Below are 25,927 nucleotides of genomic sequence, written 5' to 3'. Positions count from 1 at the left end.
ATTGAATTCTTATTGGCCTAAATATAAAATGACCAAAGGATACTATTTGATCCCTCGGTCATTTCTGTGAATAAAAACACTGATTATTTTTCGATCTTAATCTTTTCGAGATCAAAAATGTCTGAAATTATTTCGATCATCTCTTCCGCTTCATCTCGCTTGCATGCCGCCCTAAGCTGAACTACAGGAACTTTCAGAATTTTCTGCATCATGCTTTTGGTAATCTTGTCAATCAGATCAAATTCCTTTTGGTCCACTTTTTTAAGGAATCGGCCCAACTCCTCCTGACGGATTTGCTCCAGTGACTGCTTCAGCTTATTGATAGTCGGAGAGACCATCATTTCCTTTTTCCAATTGTAAAAATCCTCAATACTTTCATTGATGATCTGCTCTACCTGAGGGACTGCCGAAAGTCGCTTCTCCAATACCTCACTGGCTTTGCTACGGATATTATCCACGTTGTAAAGTACAACACCGGGCACATCTTCTACTGAGGTCTCGATACTTCTTGGGACAGACAGATCTATCAACAACTTGTAGCTCTGAATGTCAAATTGTTTTACCAATTCTTTGGTGATGAAGGGCTCATTTTTCATGATTGAGCAGACAATTACGTCCGCTTCTTTCATGGCTTTCTGACAATCTTCAAAAGGAACCACCTCGAAACCCATTGCTCCGGCTATTTCTTCAGCCTTGGATTGGGTTCTGTTGGTGATCTTTACTTTTGCTTCAGGCAAATGAACCATGTTTTTGGCCACATCTTCACCGATTTCTCCTACTCCTATCAAAAGTATTCTTGGCTGATAGATGTTGGAAGTCAAACTATCGATGAGTTCGATGGTGGCATAGGAAAGTGAAGCAGCTCCGTCTCTGAACGCCGTCTCCTGTACAATCCTTTTGTTGGTGAAAAAAATGGTGTGCATCAGTCGGTGCAAAAAAGGACCTGCCATATCCAAATCTGCGGCAGTTTGGTAGGCTCTCTTCACCTGATTTGAAATCTGAATGTCACCAACTACCTGCGCTTCCAAGCCCATCGATACTCGAAACAAATGGGTGATGGCTTTGCGGTCTTCATTGTGCACTACAAAATAATCGAGGTAATCCACCACATCAGTCAGGCCTTTTTCAAGTCCGACCAATTTGATGATTTCAGTACTAAGGTCAAGTTCATGACTATAATAAACCTCAGTCCTGTTGCAGGTAGATAGGATGAGCGCATCACCCAAGCTAAAAAACTCTTTGAGCTTCAGCAGGATACTGTGAATCGATCCTTCATCCAAAGAAATCAATTCTCTGATCTGAACGGGCGCGGTCTTGTGGGATAAACTTAAGGCTCTAAACTTGGTATGCATCTTTACAAGTTTGACAACACAAATTTAACAGACTAAGTCCCCCCAAAAGTTTATTTCGTGTAATAGGTCTGTAATTTAGAAATCGTCTAAATAAAGAATTTGGATTCCAATTCAATGTGGGTCCAAATTGGATTCTAAACACAATCATATTAACTTATAAGTTATTGTTATTATCTCTAACTTTTTAAAGCCACGAAACACTCATGAGAAAAGCTTTTTACACCGGGGAATGATAATCTACGGCTCTCCCAGCCCGCTTCCTGACAGGTGTGGCCTTTAAAAATCAAAATATAAACGTATGAAGGAAACCATTTTTTATTGGATGAAATCTTACCTGGGGTTTTCCAGAAAAGAATCAAAGGGATTTGTACTTCTGATCCCATTTTTAGTAGTGTTTGGATTTGTACCCATAGGGATTGGATTTTTCAAAAATCAACAGGCAGAGCAGGCTTTCGACCGGTATCAACTCCAATTGGACAGCCTGAAAACCTTGGGTGTTCAGCTGAAAACTTCTCCGCTACCCACATTTAACCCAAATGACACCGCCAAAACAACAAGGAATCAAAAGCAAATCAATAATCTAAATCGGATTCCGTTTTCCGAGGCTGATTCGGTTATGCTTCAAATCGTGCCCGGAATTGGTCAAGCTACAGCCGGCAGGATTATCAAGTATCGCGAAAACTTGGGCGGATTTCATAGTAAGAGTCAGTTGGGAGAGGTTTTTGGCGTCAAGACTGAAACAGCCGAGGCGGTCTGGGATTTCTTTGAGTTTGATCCGCGCATCTTCAAAAAGCTGAAAATCAATGCTGCGTCATTGGAGGAATTGGCTGCGCACCCTTATATCAGTTATGGAGAGGCGAAGGTATTGATCGCCTTTAGAACCCAGCATGGCAAATTCAATTCATCGGACGATCTGCTGAAAATCAAAATATTTAAGACGGAATGGGTTCAAAAGATCAAGCCTTACCTTAGTTTTGAATAGAAGGTATTGTCATCTTTGGGCATGAGTTTGGAATTGAATCAAAAAATTAACCTCCCCCTATTAAACCTCCCTCACTTTGAGCCGGAACTCCAGCAGCGGGATGGCAAACTTTGGATTTTTGATTCTTTGCGAAAAAAGTTTTTGGTCTTGACTCCGGAGGAATGGGTTCGTCAGCATTGGATCCATTTTTTGATTTATCATCACAATTTTCCAAGAGGACTTTTTTCTCTTGAAAAGGGATTGAAATACAATCAAATGAGTAAAAGGACGGATTTGGTGGTCTTCGACAGAGCGAGCAATCCCTATTTGCTGGTGGAATGCAAGGCGCCGGGAATCAAAATCAATGAAGGGTCGTTGAGTCAGATAATGACCTACAATTCAACATTAAACTGTCCTAATCTGGTATTGTCAAATGGCCTAAACCACATCTATGTGGAATATTCTGAAAGCGAAAAAAAATTTGTGCAGAAGCCTCATTTGCCTGAATGCCCGAAATAACCTGACTAAAAACATGATATACGTCACCCTTTTTTTATATTAGAACTGTAATCATTATACCTCAGCAATACGATGACCAATCAATCCCATAATACCCCATGCGAGCTCTGTAGAAGTAGGAAGTACTCTCTCTTCTCAGAATTACCCGAAGCTCAGATTTGTGTGATATCGGAGCATAAGAACCTGATTTCTCACCGAAAAGGCCAAATTTTGTATAATGAAGGAACAAAACCTTTGGGAATTTTTTGCATTAATTCAGGCGTAGTCAAAGTCTATAAAACCGCCTCCAATGGGAAAGAACAGATAATTCACTTGGCCAAGGAAGGAGATTTTTTGGGATATGCCGCCTTGCTCGGCGAAGAAAACTACTCTAACTCTTCCATGATTGTGGAGGATGCTAAAATCTGTTTTGTCCCCAAGGAAGCTTTCATGAATTCAATTCTTCACAACACTCCGTTTTTGAGAAGAATTACCAAATCCTTGAGTAATGAGATTGGAGTAATGGAAGACAAACTCACGGATGCAACTCAGAAAAGTATTAGAGAGCGTTTAGCCTTTGTCTTACTTCAACTCGGTAATACCTATGGGGTAGAAGGTGGAGAAAATCAAAAAATCGACCTCATATTAAGTAGAGAGGAAATCGCAGGGATAGTTGGGACTGCTACTGAATCGGTGATTCGTCTGCTTTCTGAATTCAAAAAGGACAACCTTATTGACCTTGAAGGTAAAAAAATCATCATCAAGGATAAGAAAGGCTTAGCTCGATTATCAGATTTCTATGCCTAAGTAGAACCTCTTCTGGTTTTTAGGGGTTTTCCCATCATGAGCATTTCTTTATTTTCTGGCAGAACAGTTTGGGGTCTACCTGTAGTCTTCTTGGGGATTATACTTTTTGCGACACCAAGTTTTTCGCAGTCCCTGCCTTATAGGACCTTGCTCAGCACCCTATATGACAAAGATTTTCCGGTTGTTAAGTCAGATCAAGTCACTGACATCTCCGAATATCAAATTCTTGATGCCCGCGAAAAGGAAGAATTCGAAGTGAGCCATCTTCCCAGTGCAAAATGGATAGGTTATGACACCTTTGATTTGAAAAATGTGGCAATGCTCGAAAAGAACCAACCCGTCCTGATTTATTGTACTGTAGGTGCCAGATCCCAGGAAATCGGCAAAAAATTACAAGAAGCCGGATTTACAAAGGTAGTTAACCTGTATGGGGGGATCATTCAATGGTCAAATGAAGGCAGAAGCCTGGAAGCGGCGGGTAAACCCACCCAAAAAGTACACACCTATTCGAGGACTTGGGGGATTTGGTTGACTAGAGGAGAAAAGGTTTACTAGAATCCACCTTTTGTCTGTCCCCTGACATTTTGATTTTCATCTTCATCCCAGATTTGGCTTACTGCGTAATTAATGGAAATCTAACCATGAAATCGAGCCTGCCTGATTCTAGCCTTACTTACTGGGATGATTATAATTCAACTGGTGACATTAGGCAGGCAAAACAGATTCCATACAACAACTGAAAGACAAAATATAACCTTATGAAACTCAATAAAACTATTTTCTTCTTTGCTGTTTCAATGCTTCTCTTCTCCTGTCAAAGTTCGACTTTGGGATTAGCTGGCACTAAGCCACCCAGTCATGAGATTTGGGACGGCTTGCTTAAATCCCATGTCAAATCCAATGGATTGGTGGATTATAAGGGATTTATCAAAGACAAAGCAAAACTGGAGCAATACACCAAACTCCTGAGTGACAATGCCCCTGACCGGAAAACCTGGACTAAAGAACAACAATTAGCCTATTGGATCAATGCGTACAATGCATTTACAGTGAAGCTGATCGTGGATAATTACCCTGTCAAAAGCATTCGTGATTTAGGGCCAAAATTTAAAATCCCCATGCTTAAAGATGTTTGGCATTATAAGTTTTTCAAAATTGGCGGTGTAGATTCCAGTTTGGATGAGATCGAGCATTCCATTCTCAGGAAAGAATTTGACGAACCTAGAATCCACTTTGCAGTCAACTGTGCCTCTGTTTCTTGTCCGCCTCTACTAAATGAGGCCTACATGGCCGAAAAAATAGAATCACAGCTACAAAAAGTGACTACCAACTTCATTAATGACCAAAATCAAAATAAAATAACGCCTGACAATGCACAGATTTCTTCCATATTCTTATGGTTTAAAGGAGACTTTACTAAAAAGGGGACATTAATAGATTTTCTAAACACATACGCTAAAGTGAAAATCAAGTCTACTGCAAAAATTACTCACAAGGATTATAATTGGAATCTCAACGAATAGCTAAAACCTTTTCGGTAACTTTTCTCAACTATTTTCAAAACAATGCCTCAAAGTCCTCATGTAGTCATTATCGGTAACGGAATCTCGGGTGTCACCTGTGCCCGAAATCTCCGGAAAATGGATAGCAGTGTCAGGATAACAGTGATTTCGGGGGAATCTAAATACTTCTTTTCCAGAACTGCTCTGATGTATGTCTTCATGGGGCACATGAAATTCGAGCATACGCAGCCTTATGAAAACCACTTTTGGGACAAAAGCCGAATCGAGCTCAAAGAGGCTTGGGTGGAAACGGTCGATTTCGCCAAAAAATCCTTGGTGTTCAAGTCGGGAGAGACGCTCCCTTACGACACCTTGGTGATAGCCACAGGTTCTAAGCCTAATAAATTTGGCTGGCCGGGCCAAGAATTAAAAGGGGTTCAGGGATTGTATTCAAAGCAAGACCTGGAGCTAATGGAAGAAAATACGCAGTCCGGTATCCAGCGTGCCGTCATCGTGGGAGGAGGCTTGATTGGAATTGAAATGGCCGAAATGCTGGCTTATAAAAAGATCCCGGTGACCTTTCTGGTTCGTGAGAGCGGTTTTTGGAATAACATTTTGCCAAAGGAAGAGTCTGAACTCGTCGGAAGACATATCTTGGAGCATCACGTTGATCTGCGCCTGGAGTGCGAATTGAAAGAGATTCTTTCCGATGCAAGTGGACGGGTTTCCGCAGTCATCACATCCAAAGGCGAAAAGATCGATTGCCAGTTTGTGGGACTTACAGCCGGAGTCACCCCGAATATTGAGTTTCTGAAAAATACTGACTTGGAAGTCGACCGGGGAGTGAAAGTGGATGAATACTTCCGGACTAACGTGCCTGATGTCTATGCCATCGGCGATTGCGCGGAATTTGATAAAGCGCCTGCACCGGATCGCCGCCCGATCGAGCAGGTTTGGTACACAGGCAGGATGCATGGAGAGACTTTGGCGCATAATCTCTGCCATGAACCTGTTCCATATCGACCGGGAGTCTGGTTCAACTCTGCAAAATTCCTTGATATCGAATATCAAACTTACGGTACAGTCCCGGCCACTTGGGAAGAAGGTCAATTGAAAAATTTCTATTGGGAGCATTCCTCCGGAAAAGTGAGTTTCCGCATGTTGATGGATTTGGAAGGGAAAGTCCTCGGAGTAAATAATTTTGGGTTCCGACTTCGTCACGAAGTGATGGATCGGGCAATCCGTGAGAAGTGGTCCGGTGGAAAAGTCATGGCCCGACTCAAGCACGCGAATTTCGACCCTGAGTTTTTCGCACCATATTACATTTCAATTCAGGAAGCGTTCAAAGCTGAATTTGGAGGAAATTTCCATCCTTCGAAAAAAACATTCATTCAAAAACTATTCGGAGCTAAAGTATGACTTGGATTGAAAAAATAGGTTTGGGATTGTTTTTGGTTGGTTTGACCACCTTTCTGGTCATTCCGTTTTTGGGAACTTACAGCCTTTCCGAAGAACAGGTAAAAGCAAACACCAAGGCTATTCATCAGGATAAAATGGCCGAAATCCTTGCGCCCATGTATGGGCAGGAATACAGTTCCAACTTTTCCTTTCTTTCCGCTTTCGGAGAAAATTTCAATGCATATAATGATGATTTGAAGTCCCAGCAACTTTGGGATGAAGTCATTTGGGATGATTACAGTTTTGCCTTGGCAAAGGCCGGATTGAAAAGTCCCGTGCGTGACAGTCCATGGCTTTTCTTTGCGCTGGCGATTGGTTTGGCTGTTTTAGGTGGCTTTTTATACAATTTCCGCCAACATGCAGACGAGCCCGAGGGAATCAAGAACAATGGAATTTTCCATTCCAAGCTAAAAAATAGAGGTTGGATCGGAATGATTACAGGCTTCTTTCTGATTCTGTTTTACGTGGTGTTGTACTGGTTTCCCGCCTATTTGGTCAATCTCGTCTGGATGGTCAATCCGATTTCGGAGATGATTTCAGGCAATCCGGCGAGTCAATGGTTTCTCTATGGCTTGATTTACACGCTGGCCATTATCGTCATGGGAATACGAATGTTCCGAAAGTATCGGGGCAATAAATACCAACAACTTCGCACAGCTTCGGTGATGTTTTTTCAGACCGCTTTTGCTTTTCTGATTCCTGAGGTTCTTGTTTTGCTTAATCAGCCTTATTACGATTTCAAAAATATCTGGCCACTCGATTACGATTTTTTCTACGATTACCAGATCGCCACATTTCTCTCCAGTGGTGGAGTAGGCATGTTTATGTTGATTTGGGGGATCTTGCTGATCATCATTGGAGTTCCGGTTTTCACCTACTTCTTTGGCAAAAGATGGTATTGCTCCTGGGTTTGCGGATGTGGAGGTCTGGCGGAGACAGTTGGAGATCCCTTTCGGCAGCTTTCTGACAAGTCCGTTAAAGCTTGGAAATATGAAAGATGGATCGTCCATTCCGTTTTGGTATTGGCAGTGGTGATGACAGGGGTGACGATTGCCAATTACTTTTCAGGCTTTAGTTTTTTGGGAAATGTAACTAACCAGCTACATTCGTTTTACGGTTTTGCAATAGGTTCAGCTTTCGCAGGTGTGGTGGGAACGGGCTTTTATCCTTTTATGGGAAACAGAGTTTGGTGCCGATTTGGATGTCCTTTAGCAGCATATTTGGGTATTGTTCAGCGATTTAAATCCCGCTTTCGGATCACCACCAATGGGGGGCAATGTATTTCATGTGGCAACTGTTCCACGTATTGTGAGATGGGTATTGACGTGCGTTGGTATGCACAGCGGGGCCAAAACATTGTGCGCTCTTCCTGTGTTGGATGTGGTGTTTGTTCTGCAGTCTGTCCGCGTGGAGTGCTGAAGTTGGAAAATGGACCAGAGGAAAACCGTATCAATGACTTGCCGATTATTATCGGCAATGACTCCATCAAGATCCACGCATAAATGATTTTCCTTTATTTCCTGTGCGGCCTGTATGCCTTGGGTATGCTTTTTATTCTGATTTACAGTTTGGCGCAGGGACATTTGCTTTTTCATTTTCTTCAGGCCAGAAAAGAATGGGACAAAGTTCCAAAAAAATCTCCCGAAATTTGGCCAAAAGTAACCGTTCAGCTTCCCGTATTTAACGAGCTTTATGTCGTGGAGCGATTGATAGATGCTGTCGCAAAGCTTAATTACCCCAAAGAATTGCTTCAGATCCAATTGCTGGACGACAGCACAGATCAGACAGTGGATTTGATCAGGGAAAAGCTAAAACACTATCCCGAAATCAACTTTCAATACATTCACCGTATTGACAGAAAAGGCTTCAAAGCCGGAGCCTTGCGGGAAGGCCTGGAAAAAGCAACCGGAGTATTTATCGCCATTTTTGACGCTGATTTTGTGCCGGATCGAGACTTTCTGATGCAGACCATTCCCTATTTTTCCTCCGAAAAAATAGGAATGGTGCAGACGCGCTGGACGCACCTCAACCAAAATTACTCGATTCTCACCCGATTACAGGCCTTTGCATTGGATGCTCATTTCTTCATCGAACAAATGGGAAGGAATCATCAGGGCGCATTCATCAATTTCAACGGGACAGGAGGAATCTGGCGCAAAAGCTGCATTTATGATGCCGGCAACTGGCATGACGATACGTTGACGGAAGATCTAGATCTTAGCTACCGGGCCCAGCGAAAAGGCTGGGAGTTTGTCTACCGCCCCGAAATCGAATCTCCCGCTGAATTACCCCCTGTCATGTCCGCTATCAAGTCCCAACAATTCCGCTGGACCAAAGGTGGTGCCGAATGTGCCATGAAGCATGCAGCAGCAATGAGTCAGGAAAAGCTTCCTTTTCGGGTTAAATTCCACTCATTCGCCCATCTTTTCAATTCAGCGATTTTCATCGCAGTACTGGTGACGAGTTTGAGCAGCATTGGAGTATGGTGGGCAGGACAAAAAGGCTTATTACCAGAGGTTTGGGTACGCATCTCCGGGATATTTCTCGTAGGATTTGTCATTATAGCTGCGGTTTATCTGGTATCTTTTTTCTACGGGAAGCGATCTTTTGTCAGCTCTGCTTTGGGTGTGATATGGCAGTTGCCACTGTTCTTATCCGTCTCTATGGGACTGGCTTTGCACAATGCTCAAGCCGTATGGGAAGGATTGTCAGGAAAAAAATCACCATTTATCCGCACACCTAAATTCAATCTAGAGTCGGGAAAAGTGAAACTTTCAAGCAATCGATACCTCCTCCACCGGATGCCGGTCACCACTTGGTTTGAAGGAGGCTTGGCTTTGGTTTTTTGGGGAATGGTGTGGCTGGCTTTTAAGGAGAACAACTTTATTTTCCTTCCCTTTCATGGCATGTTGGCGTTTGGCTACACGCTTGTTTTCATCACCTCGTTTAAATCTTACGGCCTCGGTCGCTAATTCCTGCTGATGCAAAATCCCCCGATCATTGACGTCATTATTCCTGCTTATAACGAAGAAAAGTCAATCCCAAAAGTCATCGCAGAGATTCCTGAAATGGTGCGGCACATCGTGGTCGCAAATAACAATTCCACCGATCAAACCGGAAATGCAGCTCATGCAGCCGGCGCAGTGGTCGTATTTGAGGCTCAAAAAGGCTACGGTAAAGCCTGCCTCACGGCAATGGATTGGATTAAAACGCAGGAAATCCAACCCGATATCGTAGTGTTCTTGGATGGGGATTACAGTGACTACCCGCATGAGATGCTCGAATTGGTACAACCGATTCTAGACGGAAAAGCCGATATGGTGATTGGTTCAAGAGCTTTGGGAAAGCGGGAAGCTGGGTCGATGACCTTTCCTCAAGTCTTCGGGAATTGGCTGGCGACTACAATGATGAAGTACATTCAAGGAGCTAAATTCTCGGACTTGGGCCCTTTTCGCGCGATAGATTGGCAAAAGCTTCTCCACCTGAATATGGTTGATCAGAACTTTGGATGGACAATCGAAATGCAAATCAAAGCGCACAAGGTCGGCCTTCGATACACCGAAGTGCCGGTCAATTATCGCAAGCGAATCGGTGTTTCCAAAGTCAGTGGAACTGTGAAAGGGGTCTTTGGCGCAGGGTATAAGATTATTTTTACGATCTTTAAGTACTGGTGAATCAAGGTTTGATCTTCAAACTTGAATAGGTGAGGAAATTCATTTTCAATAATTTTCTTTTGTTTTTAGAGGGAAATTTTTCTCAATTTTAATTGGACGAGATTCTTTTAAGTTGAATTTATGTTTGAATTGAAGGTGTACTTTTCCAAATTTGATGAATATGGCAAGTAGTAAGGCTATAGAAGTACAGAAAATCAATGTATCGATCACTGATATCAAAGGTCAAGATTATATCTGCCTAACAGATATGGCTAAGGCCAAAACTGACGAAAGCCGGGCTGCGGATGTGATCAAAAATTGGATAAGAACTCGATACACACTTGAGTTTCTGGGTTCATGGGAAAAAATTTACAATCCAAACTTTAAAGTGGTCGAATTTGACCACTTTAAAACTCAGGCTGGTTTACCATCATTTGTGTTAAGTCCGATGAATTGGGTAGAAAAAACCAATGCGATTGGAATTTTTTCAAAGGCAGGGCGATATGGGGGTACTTATGCCCACAAGGACATTGCATTTGAGTTTGGCTCAGCGATCAGTGCAGAGTTCAAGTTATATCTTATTAAAGAATTCCAGCGCCTAAAAGAAGACGAAAACAATCGCCAAAAACTAGACTGGAATCTCCAGCGGACTCTTGCCAAAGTCAACTATACAATCCATACCGATGCCATTAAAGAAAAGCTCATCCCAAAAAGAATCACTTCAAATCCTTCCATGGTTTATGCTTCCGAAGCAGATTTTTTGAACTTAGCACTCTTTGGTATGACGGCCGCAGAATGGAGAACTGAGAATCCTGAGGCGAAAGGTAATATCCGGGATTTTGCCACATTAGAGCAATTGGTTGTACTTTCAAATCTGGAAAGTATCAACGCGGTATTAATCCGTCAGGGCTTGGAATCGTCCGATCGTTTGCTTCAACTCAACCAGATTGCTATAACACAAATGACATCTTTGGTCAATAGTGTGAGTCTAAAAAAAATCAACTAAATAGGATCGGCCTGCTTGGTCAAAACATTGAATAGATAATGAAAAATAAGCTATTTGGGTTCTTTATAGTAATGATTCCTCTCTTTTCGGCTTGCAGCTCTTCCAGCCGTGAAGGCGTGGATGAAACCCAGTTTGCCAACTATTGGTATCAGGGAAAAGCGGAAATCAACGTATTCGACCTGCAGCAAAGTAGATATGGCGAAGTCAGGGGCGGAAAAGCAGTGATGATTTTTGTTACAGAAGATTTTTCCAGGAAGAAACAGGTCAAATTGGATAAGCCGGAGGACAATCGCGCTGACGCCCAGAAAGTGATCAAACTCAATATGACGCGGGAATTTCTGACCGGTGTTTATCCCTACAACACCATGCTCTCGGTTTTTACACCAATATATGACGAGGTCCATTCACCCAAACTCACAGCTTCTGTGACCGAATGGTGTGGTCAGGCATTTACCCAGCTCAATTTCAAAAACGGAAACTATCATGCGAAGCAGTTTTCCTATTTCGAGTCGGAAGGCGATACCGAGTCCAAAATCAACGCAATGGCTGAGGAGGAGCTATTCAACCTGATTCGGCTAAATCCCGACTTGGTCCCGATGGGAAATCAAAAATTAATCCCCAGTCTGATTTTTCAGCGCTTTGCCCATATTCCTCTGAAGGCCGAGCAGGCTACAACTTCCAAAAAAGAGCTTGGCTCTAATCAGGCAGAGATTGAGGTGGTTTACAATGAAATCGGTCGTAAAATCACGATCCGATATCAGCAGTTTTTCCCGTATGAAATCCTCGGTTTTACCGAAACTTGGACCAAGACCAACGGTCAACAAGAAGTGACAACAGCGACTCGGTCCACGATGCAAATGATGGATTATTGGAATAAAAATGAGAAGGTTTATGAGCCCTTGAGAAAGGATTTGGGGCTTTGAATCCGAAGCTAAAACAAGGGCTGATCTATCTTGTAGTCCCGCTGATGGCTGGATTGCTTTTTATTTTAGCCCAAATCCCACGAACTGAATTCGCACTTACTTTTTTGATTTTCTCATTTCTCTTTGCAGGGATGGGATTGGCTTTTTTGATTACCGGGGAGAAAACAAACTGGATAGGCATTTTTGTGTCCGGAATTCTATTTCGACTGGCTGTTTTTGGCTTTGCTCCACAGTGGTCAGATGATGTCTATCGATTCCTCTGGGATGGAGAATTATTGGAAATGGGCGAAAATCCCTACCTACAAATTCCAAGCGAATGGCAAGAGGAGAACCAAAATCCGGATGATGCTTATCTGAAACAGCTTTTTCAAAATCTCAATTCTCCAGACTACTTTTCAGTCTACCCTCCGCTGAATCAGGTTATTTTTTGGATTGGGGCAAAAGCTTCAAATGGCTTTGTCTGGAATGGGTTTATAGGTTTAAGATTGATTTTGCTTCTAGGCGAAATTGGCGTGTTTTTTCTGCTTGTGAGACTTTTGCGCACATTCCGAAAGCCTGAAAGCCTCTTAATTCTCTATTGGTTCAATCCTTTGGTAATCTTGGAAATTATCGGAAATTTCCACTTTGAGGGCTTGGTGCTACTTTTTCTTTTGGCGAGTATTAATCGCATGACAGTCAATAAGATGGCCCTTTCCGGTGGGTTTTTGGGACTTGCCATTGGGGTGAAACTTCTGCCCTTGATGCTTGCTCCGTCCTTCTTATTTTCTTCCCAAACCCGCAAAGACCTCGCGTTTTGGTCAGGAGTTTCAATCGCGGTCATCCTGAGTTTTGCCTGGCTTTGGGTGGATCAATCTTACCTGAATTTCTTTCAAAGTCTCAGACTCTATCAGGGAAAATTCGAGTTCAATGCCTCCCTTTATTACCTGTTTCGGGAAGTTGGTTTTTGGATTCAGGGGTACAACATTATCGAGACGTTGACTAAAATCCTTTCGCTTGCGACCCTTATCGGGATTGTCTTTTTCTCTTGGAAAAGAAGACCCAATTCGACCCTTGAATTGGTGGATTTATGGGTTTTGATTTATCTCATCTACCTGATTTTGCAACCCATCGTGCATCCCTGGTACATTATTCCGGCTTTTGGATTGAGCTTGTTGACCAATAAAAACACATTTTTGATTTGGTCTTTTGCCGCAATTTTTTCTTATCATGCCTATGGAAATACAGACTTCAGGGAAAATCCGATTTTCCTTTTCGCCGAGTATTTACTCGTTTTCCTGGTGGCTTACCTGGATTACTTTCGCCCCAAAAAAACCTTAATTTAAACCGATGAGAACTCGCTGTCAGCTGCTCTTAGCCTTTGTTTTTCTTCTTCAATTTTCTTGTGCTCCAAATGCAGAAAAGCAGGCAAAAAGCCTTTTGAAAAAATCCATTGAGGCCCACGGTGGGGAAGCTAAATGGTCCGAAATAAGCAGTCTGAAGTTCCGAAAATGGACCAGGCTGCTCCAGGAGGATGGAAGTATCGAAAGCGAACTGGATCAATGGCATGAGTTCAGGCTCAAACCTTATTTTGAGGGTAAAATTACCTGGACCAAGGATAGTATTATTCATGTTGTCTCTTGGGATGGAACACGGATGCGGTATTTGATGGGAGAAAATGAGGTTCAGAATCCGAGTTTTCTCGCCTCGAAAAGGAAAGATTTCGATGCGGCATTTTATACGGTCGCTCAACCCTGGAAATTGCTTGATGAAGGAACAAAGCTATTCTATGAAGGTCAAAAATCGCTGGAAAGCGGGCAAGTCGTGGAGGTGATTCGAGTCGATTATGGCCTGGATTCAGATGTATGGTGGTATTATTTTGACCCAGTGACTTCGCTGATGGTGGGCAATGAAGTTCAGTTGAAAGATCACCGAAGCTTGGTTAATAACCTTAGCATGGAAGAAGTACAAGGGTTCAAATTTCATGGTAAGCGCGAAAGCTGGCGGGTGAACGAAAAAAATGAAAGGCTGTTTCTAAGAGCAGAATACCGATATTCGGAATACCAGATTCTAAAGTAGATTCTAAAAGAACAATGCTAGTTCACATACCAGATTAAAAATACAATTGAAATAGATTTCGCGTTGCTCAATGAAATATCGAATACGAAATATTTCAATTTTATTTCACTCCCCGCAGGGGAGTTCGTTTCCATAGTATTTCCAGTTATTTAAAAATTCATGAAAAAAATTATTTACATAATAGTTGTTTTAGCCGTCGGTGTTCTGGGCTTTTCCTGCAACCAGCGAACAGAGGCTGAAAAAATCGTTGATGCTACAATCGAGGCGTATGGAGGTGAGCTCTATGAAAGCTCCATCATTGATTTTGATTTTAGAAATATCCACTATACCATTTACAAAACTCCCACTGCTTTTGAGTACATCCGGGAATTTTCCGACTCAACAGGAATCATCAGAGATGTACTCAATAATTCCGGTTTTGTAAGAACCTTGGACGGTACTCCGATTGATACGCTTACCGAGGAGCGTATTGGCGCTTATTCACGATCCATCAACTCGGTAGCCTATTTCGCATACCTTCCATATGGTCTTAACGATGCGGCGGCAGTGAAAACCTACTTGGGCGAAACTGAAATCAATGAAAAAAAATATCATTTGATCAAAGTCACTTTTGTACCCGAGGGCGGCGGAGAGCACTACGAAGATGAGTTTTTATATTGGATAGGTGTAGCAGATTATTCCCTAGATTTCATGGCTTACAGCTATCATACCGATGGCGGCGGAGTCCGTATGCGGGAGGTTAGTGAAGTGATGGAAGTTGGAGGGATCCGATTTCAAAACTACCTGAATCTCAAACCTGAGGACAAAAATACTCCGGTGGAAAAGATGCAAGAACTCTACCTTTCTGGTAACTTGGAATTACTTTCAGAGATCATCTTGGAAAATATTGTAGTAAAACCGCTACCAAAATAATTTTAGCACAACTGAAACCCTTATGAAGCTCTGGTTCCGCAAGTACCTTTTCAGTTCGGTGGGTTTGATCATATTGAGTTTTTCAATTTGGTTTTTTATCCCTGCCGAAACCCTGATTTCTACCGGGGAGAAGTGGAAAGGCGTCTGTTGGGTGGGGAGTCGTCAGCCCCTTCAGGGTGGAGAAATTCAGGCCTTGGTGAATACAGGTGCAAATGCCATCTCTCAGACACCTTTTGGCTGGCAAAGCCAAAAGAACACACCGGAAATTCGCTGGGATATGAGCAATGAACGGAGATGGTGGGGAGAGACTCCGGTTGGGATTCAGACCACTTTTGACTCTTCGGCCACAAAGGGAATCATGAATATGCTGAAACCTCACCTGTGGGTCAGGGAAGGGTGGGTTGGTGAAATCGAAATGGGCAACGAGGCCGATTGGAAGATTTGGTTTGCCAATTATCAGGCATTCATCCTGGATTATGCACGCTTGGCAGAGACACTGAACATGCCGATGCTCTGTGTGGGAACCGAGTTGGAAAAGACTTCTCAGCGGGAAAAGGAGTGGAGAGCGATCATCACTGAAGTGAGAAAAGTTTACTCAGGCAAAATCACCTATGCTGCCAATTTTACTGAATTTGAAAAAGTGAAGTTCTGGGATGCACTGGATTACATAGGAATTCAGGCTTATTTTCCTTTGGCTAAGGATCATAATCCTACACTCCAGGAATTAAAAGCTTCTTGGGAAAGTCACTTGCCGGGAATCGAAAAAGTGATTAGAAAGTATAAAAAGCCAGTTCTTTTTACTGAAATCGGATATTGTAATACCGTGGATGCAGCTGTTGAGCCCTGGGTTTGGCCCAATGAGCGGAAGGAAATCCAGTTTTCGGAAGAAGTTCAGGCACGTTGCTACGAAGCATTTTTTGAGACTGCATGGAAGAAATCCTGGATGGCAGGGGTATTTTTTTGGAAGTGGTATCCTGAGCGACACAGTCGGGAGCCGGATTTCACTCCACAGGGAAAAATGGCGGAAGAGGTCATGAGGGCGTATTTTTCAACTGACTGAAATTGAGCCTGCAGGCAGGTGTGATCACCCAAAGACAAATTATAAACACCGTAAAATCACCTTCTTCTGTGACTTTTGTCATTTTCAGGGTTGAGAACTTGAGTTAGCTTTAGCATACAATCTCGCAAAAAGGTTTTTGCTTAAACAGATGAACTCATGAAAAAAAATATGGGAGGAGTTGATAAGGCCATTCGGATAATCGTGGCACTTGTCTTAGTAGCACTTTATTTCACAGGAACAGTGACTGGAACTTGGGGAGTAGTAGGACTTGTGGTTGCAGCAGTGTTTGTACTGACGAGCTTGGTAAGCTTCTGTCCCCTTTATACTCTGCTGGGAATGAATACCTGTAAAATCAAATCAGCTTAAAAGTTGAGTGAAGATAATTGATAGTGCTTTCAAATTATGGGAAAGACCGGAGGCGTTTGCTTCCGGTTTTTTTTGCTTTCTGATCTACGGTACGGACTTCTTTGATTTTTTTATTAAATAGCCTATGGAAATAGCAAAAAAATCTATCACATAAAATCGCGGCTCCAGCCTGGGTAGGTTTGAGCAGGCAGATGTGGCAAATAAAAATCAAATTATAAACACATGAATAAAAGAAGAGAATTTTTGAAATCCACCGGATTGGCAGGTTTGGGCCTCTTCGGCGCTGGAAGTGCACTTGCAGAAGAGCTACATACCTTACCCCTCGAGGCAAAATACGGTGCGTCTCGAATGCAAACCTTCAATATGTGTGGTTTTGCTGCCCCAAAAATTGAAACTGTCAGGGTGGGTATTATCGGCTTGGGTCAGCGGGGTCCCGGTGCAGTCGACCGACTCAGCAAAATCGAAGGAGTGGAAATCAAAGCCCTTTGTGATTTACTTCCCGAGCGTGCCGAAAAGGTTAAAAAATCTCTTGCGGGAACTCCCCATAGTCCTGAGCTCTACTCAGGAAGTGCCTATGCATGGAAAAAAATGTGTGAGCGAAAGGATTTGGATTTGATCTATATCGCAACCCCATGGGAATGGCACGTGCCAATGGCTGTCTTCGCCATGGAAGCGGGCAAACACACTGCTGTAGAAGTGCCTGCTGCCCGCACACTCGACGAATGTTGGCAACTGGTAGAAACTTCTGAGCGAACCAAAAAACATTGCATGCAGCTGGAAAATTGCTGCTATGACTTTTTTGAAATGATGACTTTGAGGATGGCTCGTGAAGGGTTTTTTGGCGAGATATTGCATGTGGAGGGAGCTTATATTCACGATTTGCTTTGGCTGAATTTTGACAAAGACAAAGGATATCAGGGCATGTGGAGACTGGAAGAGAATTTCCGAAACGGAAACCTTTACCCAACCCATGGACTCGGACCCATTTGCCAGATTCTCAATGTGAATAGGGGAGATCAGATGGATTACCTGACCTCAGTTTCTTCCAATGACTTTCAGATGAAAGCCAAAGCACAGGAACTTGCAATGGAGGACTCTTTTTGGAATTCTTATGCGGCCAAAAACTACCGTGGAAACATGAACACTACGGTGGTGAAAACAAAAAAAGGAAAGACCATCATGATCCAACATGACGTGACCTCACCCCGACCTTATTCCCGACTTCATGTAGTCAGCGGCACCGAAGGCTATGCGCAAAAGTACCCCGATCAGAAGGTTTCCAAAGGGCATAGCTGGATGAAGGAGGATGAAATGAAACAATTGCAAGCCAAATACACTCCTGAAATCGTCCAAAAAGTCGGTGAATTGGCCAAGCAAATCGGAGGTCATGGAGGAATGGACTTCATGATGGACTGGAGGCTGATCGATTGCCTGAGAAATGGACTTCCGCTCGATCAGGATGTTTATGACGCGGCACTTTGGAGCTGCATCACGCCACTGAGTGAATGGTCCGTCGCCAACCGATCCAATTCAATTGATGTTCCTGACTTTACGGGTGGTAACTGGAAAACAAATCCTCCCGTGCCCATTACACTGAAAGGTGGTGGGACTACGAAAGTTCGGGTGTAGCGGAGTCGGGAGACTGGAGATGGAAGACCGGAGAAGAAAACAGAAGATTGTGGTTTCCTGGGTAAATAAACAACCCTGAAAGGGATGAACAATTTCGGTTAAGTTGTAACTATTGAGTCAAGTAAAATCAGGACGTGGCTTTGGCCTAAATTCTAATTTTCAGGCTCTTTTCGGTCTCCGGTTTTCCCTTTCCCCGACCTAAGAAGAAATTTTAAATGGCAGAATAGCGGATAATCAGTTTTTCTAATTCTTGCCTAAGGCTTGATTTACCGTTTTTCTGAGTTTTTTGGGATTGTCTTTGATCTTGGTCAGGTCGATCACTGCCACTCTTCTGAAATCAATCGGATGGCTTTCACTTTGAAGGGAAATGTAGCCTTCCTTCAATAGTTTTCCGTCAATCTTGACAGCCGGGTCTACAGGACTCACATTTCCACCGCCGATTTGAGGTTTGAAATAGCTGAAAACCGTATCCGTTCCGACCAAATGGTGAACCTCCTCATCTCCCATGACGATGAAATTAGCCTGAACCCATTGGTCACCATGATAGGTTTGGGACCTGGAATTGATGCAATGCGGAGTGAAGAGCGTGTCTGCCAAAACCACATTGGTGCCGGGCGTACACAGGTTGCAGGTCGTACGGGGATCTTTTCCGTTTCCTCCGAGAAACTGCGCTTCGATCGAGATCGGGAAGTCCTGATCCTTGAGCATGGTCTTTGGGTCTTGAGAGTGAAGCATCGCGCCGCTGTTTCTCAGGGCCCATCCTTCGCCTCCGGGACATTGCTCACCCACAAACCTGTATTCGACTTGAAGTAAATAGTACGAAAAGGGTTTATTATAAAAAATATGGCCGTATTGCCGGTCAAATTGACTGTAACCATCGTAGCGGACCTGCATCATTCCGTCTTCCACCCGAAAGGTGTTTGCAAAATTTTCTCCTACCTCATGGGTTCGGATTTTCACCACCCAGTTGTTGATGTCTTTACCGTTAAATAGCTCCTGCCATTTACTTTTCTTTTCGGGCAGCGTGAAGTTCCAAAGGAAGATCACCCCTCCCAATGCGATAAAACGGTAAAGTGTGATTAGTTTCATTCTTTTTGTTTTTTCATCCGAAGCACGGCCCATACAGGATAGTGATCAGAAAAAGTGATGTGAGTCAATACTTTGTATTCCACCAGTTCAAATTTTCTGGAGTCGTACCAGATGTAGTCTATTCTTGCCCCCGAATCATATGTTCCATAGGTGTTTTGCAGGTCTCCCGCTTCTGCACCAGCCTCCTTCCAATGGGCTGGAATCCGGCTATATTCCGGTGAATCGGGCGTGAAATTAAGATCACCGACCCAGATCACAGGCTTATCCAGCGAATCCGCATAAGAAAGAATAGAGTCCAATTGAGCTATCCTGTTGACTTCAAATTCATGGCAGAGGTGAGTGGACCCAAAATAAAATTCTTCCAGGGTTTTGAGTTCCGCTTTTACCCAAGCTATAGCCCGAGGTTCTCCTCCTGCCGGATTTGGCAGATTGAGCGTATGGTAATTTGATCCTTTTTTCACCAAAACACCTTCTCCATAAGCCCCACTGTCATATTCCATGGCTCGGCCGAAATAGCCCTTGTATCCGGTTTCCCTGGAGAGGTTTTTGATAAAATCCATACGTTCCCCATAGATGCTTGCGGATCTCAGGGTCATGCTGTCGACCTCCTGAAGTGCGATTACTTCAGGCTGAATTTGAATCAGGAGGTTTGCCAAACCAGGTAGATTTGGAGTAGTAGGTTTATCAGCACGTTCTCCGTGAAGAATATTGTAGGTTAAAATTTTAATTTCCTGGGCCGAAAGGGGGGACGCTAGCATAAAACTTGCAATCCAAGCGAAGAAAAATTGCTTCATTCTCAAATGTATTAAAATGTAATTTACTCTAGTAGCCAAATTTGATAAAGGGAGGTAGAATTTTTCCAAGCTATTTATTCTTTTCAAGAATCCTTAAACTTATATCCTACTAATATTCCTGATAGAGCCGTCAAAATTTTCCGAAGCTAAGTTTCCTGAATTTTAAGAGGAAAGGGATTGATAGTCAACTTGCTTCGCTGATTTTGTCCAAATATACCAACTATGAAGTTTTTAAAGATTTTTGCAGTACTCGTAGTCGTACTTCTTGTTCTTTTTGGAATAGGAGTTTACTGGGGGAAATCCTGGATTAATGAAAATCTGGAATCCATAGTTAACTCCAATCCCGATCGAAAATACGATTTTAAATTTGACAGAATTGATGTGGATTTTTTTGGAAAGGTGATTCTCATTAATGAGGTGAAAATTACTCCTTTTGGGGAGCTTGAGGGAGTTTATGTAGAAGGTAAAGTAGTGCAGGTTTTACTGAGTCAAGTGGATGTTCTCAAACTTATCATGCAAAGGGACTTGATAGTCCAAAACTTATCCTTTTCCCAGCCGGATTTTATTATTCACATTCCGCTGGAAAATAACAAAGAGGCAAAACCCGCCACGGCTTTGCAAAGTCTTTTTGGAGATATTTTGTCCAGAGGAATGATCCGGAATTTCCAATTGGGAAGGGCAAGCGCGAGGATGATGCTTGGGGAGGATCAGATTGGCAGTTTGAATAACCTGAATATTGTAGCCAATGAGCTAAGTACCGATTCCTTAAAGTGGAATTATCCGATTCCATTCGATTATGAGCGGATTTTGATTTCGATTGACAGCCTGGACTATATCATGGGAAATGGTCAAAAATTCAAAACGGGAAAAATTGGCTTTGATACCAAAAACCAACAGCTTCAGATGAATTTGATTTCGCTCAAGTATCCTGAAGGAATCCAAAAGGCTTCCTCCAAAATGGATCTTCAGGTTGATCTGATCGAATTTAGCCTGGATTCCCTGATCCTGTCAGGGATTGAAGCCAACAGTAATCTGTATTCCAATTTGGATATCAGAGCGCAGAAACTTGAGGTTTTGGGGCTTTTTCTGGAAGATTTCAGAAATAAGGAATTGCCGAGACCTCCCAACGAAGTGAAATCACTTTTCCAGGGCTTGTTGCAAAAAGTCAATTTCCCCCTCAAACTGGACACACTGAAAGTCTCAAATGGAGCGATTGTCTACGGAGAATCCGTGCCCGGCAAAAACCAAACTTGGCAGTTTCACCTCGATAATCTCAACGGTAATTTTGTCAACATTACCACTATCCCGGAATTCCAAACCCTCTTCAAGCACTTTGACGGGAAATTCACTGCCAAAATTGAAGGAAGCGGAAATTTGAACATAGACCTCAGTGTTCCATACGACAAGGACGAATTTGATATGGTGGTTGATTTTACCTCATTTCGGCTGACTAAAATCAATGAAATCCTGAAACCGATAATGAATGGGGAGATCGTGTCAGGGAATCTGGTGAGGATGAATATAAAGATTCATGCGGATGTCTATCGGTCCACCAACCTGTTCAGATTTGACTATTCGGACCTGAAAATTGAGATGTATCAGAAGGGCTCGCAAAAGAAAAGCAAACTGATGTCTACCATTGCCAATATTGCCTTGAATTCCAACAATATGCCCGGGGACAAAAGATACATGACTGCCAACTATACCACTCAAAGAAACCGGTATCGGGGCCCATTTCACCTGGTATGGTCCAGCACCAAACAAGGCATGATGACTATCGTGCCCGGTGGCGTCGCAAAAGAGATAATGGGTAATTCAGAAAAGTAAAAGCCGGGATGCCGGCGTTTTTTCAGAGCGCAGAGAAATTGGGTAAATAGGTCCTTTGCCCCGAGACATGAGGGAATAAATCATATTTTTCTCAGAATATTTTTGAGAAAAGCCCCCCGGATGCTACTGAGGTCTGATTTTCCGCATTTCCTCAGCGATTTCCTTTTCTAAAGGAAAGGGGCTCTCTTCCAGCTTTTGGATGATGCTTTTATAATTCACCTCGTCCCGATTTTGTGACAGCTTTGCACTGGCTTGCACTTCCTCGATTTTCACTTCAAATCCTACCAATGCTCTCACCTGACTTTGTACATAGGACTCGGTCATCGTCTCCACCCGGACGCGATTTGGCCTATCCGCTTCATATGTGTCAACCAACTTCTTGAGGTGATCCATCAATTCTTCACCGGCAATCATCCGGATTTTCCCATAGACATGCACAGCGAGGTAGTTCCAGGTTGGCACATTTTCATGATTGTACCAGGAGGAGGAAATGTAGGCATGAGGTCCCTGAAAAATCACCAAAACATCCTCCATCCCGGCCAGGGATTTCCATTGGGGATTTGCTTTGGCAAGATGTCCGCTCAAAATGACCTCTCCGGCTGAATTTTTATCCAAAACGAAGGGCAGATGAGTGGCCCAAGGCCGCCCATTCACTTGAGTCACCAGGGTGGCAAATGCGTTTTTTCGAAGGAAATCATGGATTTCCGGGTCGTTTTTCCAGGAATTAAGCGGGTGGATGTACATGGGGATGAATTGTGGATTAAAATTGTGGAATTCGAAGCATTCAGACAAAAGTTTCTTTCCTTTTGAATGTAAATAGGGATTTTTTCATTTGAAAAATTTACTTTAGTTGGATGGAAAACCAATCCACTGACAGGCTTCAGTTGGCAGCAAAATTTGTCAATAATACCGGAGCCCCGATTTTTTTGACAGGAAAGGCGGGAACGGGCAAGACCACCTTCCTGAGGGAGCTTAGCCTTTTGACGCACAAGCGATTCGTTATCGTAGCACCGACAGGCATAGCTGCGCTGAATGCCCGGGGTGTGACCATCCATTCCCAGTTTCTGCTTCCTTTCGGATCTTTTCTTCCTACGCGGGAGGCTGAGGGAAACTTTACGGATAATCATGGCTTCTTCACCCAGCAGACCCTCGCAAGGCGACATCCCTTGAATCAGTTTCGGAGAAATGTCCTCAAGAGCATTGATCTGCTGGTGATCGACGAGGTAAGTATGTTGCGTGCGGATATTTTGGACGCGATAGATTATCGACTGCGCAGCGTCAAGCGAAACTATCAGGTTCCTTTTGGAGGAGTTCAGGTATTGCTGATTGGAGATTTATATCAATTGCCCCCTGTGGTCAAAGATCAGGAATGGACTGTTTTGAGCCGGTTTTACAATTCCATGCACTTTTTTGAGGCCAAGGCACTGCAAAATTCCGGGATGATCTACCTCGAGCTGGATAAGATTTTCAGGCAGCAGGACGATGTGTTTATCCGCATTTTGAACAACCTCCGGGACAACCGGGCTACTCCCGAAGACGTCCGCGTACTGAATCAACATTTCAAGACCTTGGACCAAATCCGCGATCTGCCCCCTTGCATCACCTTGACCACGCACAACTACAAGGCCGATGAGCTCAACCTGCGGGAGTTGCGAAGCTTGGACGCTCCGTCATTTTTCTATGATGCTGAGGTAGAGCGGGACTTTCCCGAAAACCTGTTTCCGCTTCCCCAAACCATCGAGTTGAAAGTGGCTGCGCGGGTGATGTTTATCAAAAATGACACCTCGGGGCTTTCTTCCTATTTCAATGGAAAACTTGCCACCGTGATCAAGCTGGACAAGGAGCAAATCACAGTGGAGATGGATGACTCCCATGAGGAATTTGTATTGAAAAAGGAACTTTGGGAAAACAAAAAATACCGGATCAACCCCGACACCAAAGAGTTGGAAGAGGAAGTGATCGGGACCTTTTCTCAATTTCCCATCAAGCTCGCCTGGGCCGTGACAGTGCACAAAAGTCAGGGACTGACTTTTGATCGGGCAATCATCGATGTGGGGCAGGCCTTTGCTCCGGGGCAGGTCTATGTCGCGCTCAGCCGCCTGAGAAGCCTTGACGGTCTGGTTTTGAGGACCCGGGTGCAGGCGGATATGATCTATTCTGATCCCAAAGTGGTGGATTTCACGCTTGGTACCGGCCTTCAGGAGAGCCTGAGCGACTTGCTTACCGCCCGCCAAAGTCAGTATTTGACTCAGCTGATTCAGGATACGTTTGAGTTTGGAAGCTTACTCAAATCCCTCAGTCAATTTACCAAGGAGCATGAAAGCGGTTTGGAGTTTGAAGATGAGAGTCTGAGAAAAGACCTGTCTGTGATTTTTCAAGCCCTGGAATCGGAAGGAGAAAACACCCGGAAATTCCGTTCGCAGCTATTGTTTTTGCTGCAGGAGGGCGATCAGGAAAAGCTGTTGGCTAGAGTCGAAAAGGGGACGGGCTACTACCTGGATTTACTCCGGGGGATTTTGGAAAAGTTAATCCTTCACGAGGTGAAGGTGGAGGAGTTTTCCAGAATCAAATCCTACCAAAACGGACTCGAAGAATTGGAGTTGGAACTGCTCGGGAAGTACTTGGGAATAGCCAGAAGCGGCCGCCTGATTCAGGCTATTTTGAAGGGAGAAATTACCGGAAGGATGCCGGATTTGGATCAGCAAATTGCTGCTTTGAGAAAATCCATCGTGGAAACCATCCGAAAAACCCTCCCCGAAAAACCAAAATCGAGTACCAAAACCGGTCGTAAGAAATCCACAGAAAAAAAAACCAAAGCTCCCAAGGAAAAGAAGGAAGACTCCAAGTCGATCAGCGTCCGGCTGTTTTTGGAGGGTAAAAATCCACAGGAAATCGCCACAGAGCGGGAGTTTGCCCTGTCGACGATCATGGGGCATTTGGCATTTGGAGTGAAGTCGGGAGTGCTTAAAATGGAACAATTGGTAGCCGAACAGGACATCCGGGAAATTCAGGCTGAAGCGGGGAAATATGATTCGCTCAAGCATTACTTCGAGCATTTCGGAGGGAAGTATGATTACGGTACCTTGAGGATGGTCTTGAATTTAGAGCGAAATACCCTGGACTAGCGGGGAGGAAGTTTTTCTTTTTCTGGAAGTCCAATGGATATGTTGACCGGTATTGGAGGGCTTGGCATACTTTTCTCATAAAACTGACTTAAATCTTCGGTTCTTAGGCTGACAAACAGAAATAAATCAATGGAAAATTCTACGCATCCAAACCCAAATAAAAATATCCCATTGGATAAATTTTGGTCCAAACCATTTTTTATCAAGACCCTCTTGGACGGGCTATTATTGGTTTTACCAACAATCATTATCCTGTTTTTACTCTCCCTGATTTTTAAGTTTGTTTTTAATATTGTATCTCCAATCAGTGCCTTATTGGACAAAAATGCCGAGAAGCATGCGTTATTAATAAACTTATTGGCCTTGTTGATCCTGGTGGTATTTATTTTCACGATAGGATTAATTCTGAGAAGTGCCAGGAGTAAAAAATCGTTTAAAATTTTTGAAGGCAGATACTTACTTCGAATACCACTCTATTCTACGCTTCAAGAGACCATCGCGCAATTTTCAGGACTTAAGAAAATGCCCTTCAGTCAGGTAGTGCTTATTGATGCATACAACACCGAAGTGCTTTTGACAGGATTTATTACCGAAAAGGCCTGTGATGGAATCTATACCGTTTTTGTCCCTACTGCACCAAATCCGATGAACGGGAATATTTACCATGTGCCTTCAACCCAGATGAGGTTTTTGGATATTGAGCCTGAAAAAGCCATGCGGACGATAATGGGAATGGGGACGGGTTCTTCAGTCTTGTTTGCGGCAAGAGAAAAGACAGAGGAAGTCGAAGAACTGGATGAAGTCAAGCGATTTCCCATAGTCAATGATACCAATCCCGAGAATGACGAGTAGCAAAGGAAACTCAGCTCTTACTGTCTATTCACCTAGTTTCTTTTGCTGAAAGAGTCAA

24 protein-coding genes are annotated in these 25,927 nt (G+C 43.4%); 20 read left to right on the top strand and 4 right to left on the bottom strand.

What is annotated here, in order from left to right; translation table 11 throughout:
* Positions 1-83: 83 nt before the first annotated feature.
* The gene (gene hemA, locus Q8M62_RS02170; RefSeq protein ID WP_304901332.1) at positions 84-1,352 is read right to left on the bottom strand and encodes a glutamyl-tRNA reductase; all 1,269 of its coding nucleotides are present in this window, start codon (positions 1,350-1,352) and stop codon (positions 84-86) included.
* A 298-nt stretch (positions 1,353-1,650) separates the two neighbouring features.
* On the opposite strand from hemA, the gene Q8M62_RS02165 reads away from it, so the two are divergent.
* The 17 genes from Q8M62_RS02165 to Q8M62_RS02085 all read left to right on the top strand — a co-directional run bounded on the left by Q8M62_RS02165 (position 1,651) and on the right by Q8M62_RS02085 (position 18,182).
* On the top strand, positions 1,651-2,334 hold the full coding sequence (locus tag Q8M62_RS02165; RefSeq protein WP_304901333.1) for a helix-hairpin-helix domain-containing protein: 684 nt from the start codon (positions 1,651-1,653) through the stop codon (positions 2,332-2,334).
* A 21-nt stretch (positions 2,335-2,355) separates the two neighbouring features.
* The gene (locus Q8M62_RS02160) at positions 2,356-2,832 is read left to right on the top strand and encodes a type I restriction enzyme HsdR N-terminal domain-containing protein (RefSeq protein ID WP_304901334.1); all 477 of its coding nucleotides are present in this window, start codon (positions 2,356-2,358) and stop codon (positions 2,830-2,832) included.
* 72 nt (positions 2,833-2,904) lie between these two features.
* Entirely contained in the window at positions 2,905-3,618 is a 714-nt protein-coding gene (locus Q8M62_RS02155) for a Crp/Fnr family transcriptional regulator (RefSeq protein ID WP_092729192.1), read from the top strand.
* Positions 3,619-3,654: 36 nt separating this feature from the next.
* Positions 3,655-4,173: a rhodanese-like domain-containing protein gene (locus tag Q8M62_RS02150; RefSeq protein WP_304901335.1), complete on the top strand. Its 519-nt coding sequence runs from the start codon at positions 3,655-3,657 to the stop codon at positions 4,171-4,173.
* A gap of 203 nt (positions 4,174-4,376) precedes the next feature.
* Positions 4,377-5,141 carry a DUF547 domain-containing protein gene (locus Q8M62_RS02145; protein ID WP_304901336.1) on the top strand — a complete coding sequence of 255 codons (765 nt, stop codon included), beginning with the start codon at positions 4,377-4,379 and terminating at the stop codon, positions 5,139-5,141.
* A 42-nt stretch (positions 5,142-5,183) separates the two neighbouring features.
* Positions 5,184-6,539, top strand: coding sequence for an NAD(P)/FAD-dependent oxidoreductase (locus tag Q8M62_RS02140; RefSeq protein WP_304901337.1), 1,356 nt, complete (start codon positions 5,184-5,186; stop codon positions 6,537-6,539).
* Positions 6,536-8,080, top strand: coding sequence for a 4Fe-4S binding protein (locus Q8M62_RS02135; protein ID WP_304901338.1), 1,545 nt, complete (start codon positions 6,536-6,538; stop codon positions 8,078-8,080). The genes Q8M62_RS02140 and Q8M62_RS02135 overlap by 4 nt, the downstream gene beginning before the upstream one ends.
* Positions 8,081-9,550: a cellulose synthase family protein gene (locus tag Q8M62_RS02130; RefSeq protein WP_304901339.1), complete on the top strand. Its 1,470-nt coding sequence runs from the start codon at positions 8,081-8,083 to the stop codon at positions 9,548-9,550.
* Positions 9,551-9,559: 9 nt separating this feature from the next.
* Positions 9,560-10,252, top strand: a complete 693-nt coding sequence (locus Q8M62_RS02125; protein ID WP_304901340.1) for a glycosyltransferase family 2 protein — start codon at positions 9,560-9,562, stop codon at positions 10,250-10,252.
* Between the two features lie 154 nt (positions 10,253-10,406).
* A complete protein-coding gene (locus tag Q8M62_RS02120; protein WP_370690567.1) occupies positions 10,407-11,237 on the top strand; it encodes a KilA-N domain-containing protein in 831 nt (276 codons plus the stop codon).
* 38 nt (positions 11,238-11,275) lie between these two features.
* Entirely contained in the window at positions 11,276-12,160 is an 885-nt protein-coding gene (locus Q8M62_RS02115) for a hypothetical protein (protein ID WP_304901342.1), read from the top strand.
* A complete protein-coding gene (locus Q8M62_RS02110; protein ID WP_305668004.1) occupies positions 12,157-13,482 on the top strand; it encodes a glycosyltransferase family 87 protein in 1,326 nt (441 codons plus the stop codon). The genes Q8M62_RS02115 and Q8M62_RS02110 overlap by 4 nt, the downstream gene beginning before the upstream one ends.
* 4 nt (positions 13,483-13,486) lie before the next feature.
* Entirely contained in the window at positions 13,487-14,215 is a 729-nt protein-coding gene (locus Q8M62_RS02105) for a hypothetical protein (protein WP_304901344.1), read from the top strand.
* Between the two features lie 159 nt (positions 14,216-14,374).
* A complete protein-coding gene (locus Q8M62_RS02100) occupies positions 14,375-15,127 on the top strand; it encodes a DUF6503 family protein (RefSeq protein ID WP_304901345.1) in 753 nt (250 codons plus the stop codon).
* A gap of 22 nt (positions 15,128-15,149) precedes the next feature.
* Positions 15,150-16,187: a hypothetical protein gene (locus Q8M62_RS02095; RefSeq protein WP_304901346.1), complete on the top strand. Its 1,038-nt coding sequence runs from the start codon at positions 15,150-15,152 to the stop codon at positions 16,185-16,187.
* A 156-nt stretch (positions 16,188-16,343) separates the two neighbouring features.
* The gene (locus Q8M62_RS02090) at positions 16,344-16,553 is read left to right on the top strand and encodes a DUF2892 domain-containing protein (protein ID WP_304901347.1); all 210 of its coding nucleotides are present in this window, start codon (positions 16,344-16,346) and stop codon (positions 16,551-16,553) included.
* Positions 16,554-16,775: 222 nt separating this feature from the next.
* Positions 16,776-18,182 (top strand): Gfo/Idh/MocA family protein, encoded by a 1,407-nt coding sequence (locus Q8M62_RS02085; RefSeq protein WP_304901348.1) that lies wholly within the window; start codon positions 16,776-16,778, stop codon positions 18,180-18,182.
* 243 nt (positions 18,183-18,425) lie between these two features.
* On the opposite strand, the gene Q8M62_RS02080 is transcribed toward Q8M62_RS02085, so the two are convergent.
* Together Q8M62_RS02080 and Q8M62_RS02075 are read right to left on the bottom strand one after the other, a co-directional pair.
* Positions 18,426-19,271 carry a DUF1080 domain-containing protein gene (locus Q8M62_RS02080; RefSeq protein WP_304901349.1) on the bottom strand — a complete coding sequence of 282 codons (846 nt, stop codon included), beginning with the start codon at positions 19,269-19,271 and terminating at the stop codon, positions 18,426-18,428.
* On the bottom strand, positions 19,268-20,065 hold the full coding sequence (locus Q8M62_RS02075) for an endonuclease/exonuclease/phosphatase family protein (RefSeq protein WP_304901350.1): 798 nt from the start codon (positions 20,063-20,065) through the stop codon (positions 19,268-19,270). The genes Q8M62_RS02080 and Q8M62_RS02075 overlap by 4 nt, the downstream gene beginning before the upstream one ends.
* A 222-nt stretch (positions 20,066-20,287) precedes the next feature.
* Between Q8M62_RS02075 and Q8M62_RS02070 the strand changes: the two genes are divergently transcribed.
* Entirely contained in the window at positions 20,288-21,892 is a 1,605-nt protein-coding gene (locus tag Q8M62_RS02070) for a DUF748 domain-containing protein (protein ID WP_304901351.1), read from the top strand.
* Between the two features lie 123 nt (positions 21,893-22,015).
* Here Q8M62_RS02070 and Q8M62_RS02065 read toward each other — a convergent pair whose 3' ends face one another.
* Positions 22,016-22,636, bottom strand: coding sequence for an FMN-binding negative transcriptional regulator (locus Q8M62_RS02065; RefSeq protein WP_304901352.1), 621 nt, complete (start codon positions 22,634-22,636; stop codon positions 22,016-22,018).
* A 110-nt stretch (positions 22,637-22,746) separates the two neighbouring features.
* Between Q8M62_RS02065 and Q8M62_RS02060 the strand changes: the two genes are divergently transcribed.
* Both Q8M62_RS02060 and Q8M62_RS02055 read left to right on the top strand, forming a co-directional pair.
* On the top strand, positions 22,747-25,017 hold the full coding sequence (locus Q8M62_RS02060; RefSeq protein WP_304901353.1) for a helix-turn-helix domain-containing protein: 2,271 nt from the start codon (positions 22,747-22,749) through the stop codon (positions 25,015-25,017).
* Between the two features lie 129 nt (positions 25,018-25,146).
* Positions 25,147-25,869: a DUF502 domain-containing protein gene (locus Q8M62_RS02055; RefSeq protein ID WP_304901354.1), complete on the top strand. Its 723-nt coding sequence runs from the start codon at positions 25,147-25,149 to the stop codon at positions 25,867-25,869.
* The last annotated feature ends 58 nt before the right edge of the window (positions 25,870-25,927 follow it).

Origin of the sequence: Algoriphagus sp., assembly GCF_030694375.1 — a bacterium.
In the GTDB taxonomy this organism is placed as follows: domain Bacteria; phylum Bacteroidota; class Bacteroidia; order Cytophagales; family Cyclobacteriaceae; genus Algoriphagus.
This window is presented reverse-complemented; position numbering and strand designations above follow the sequence as displayed.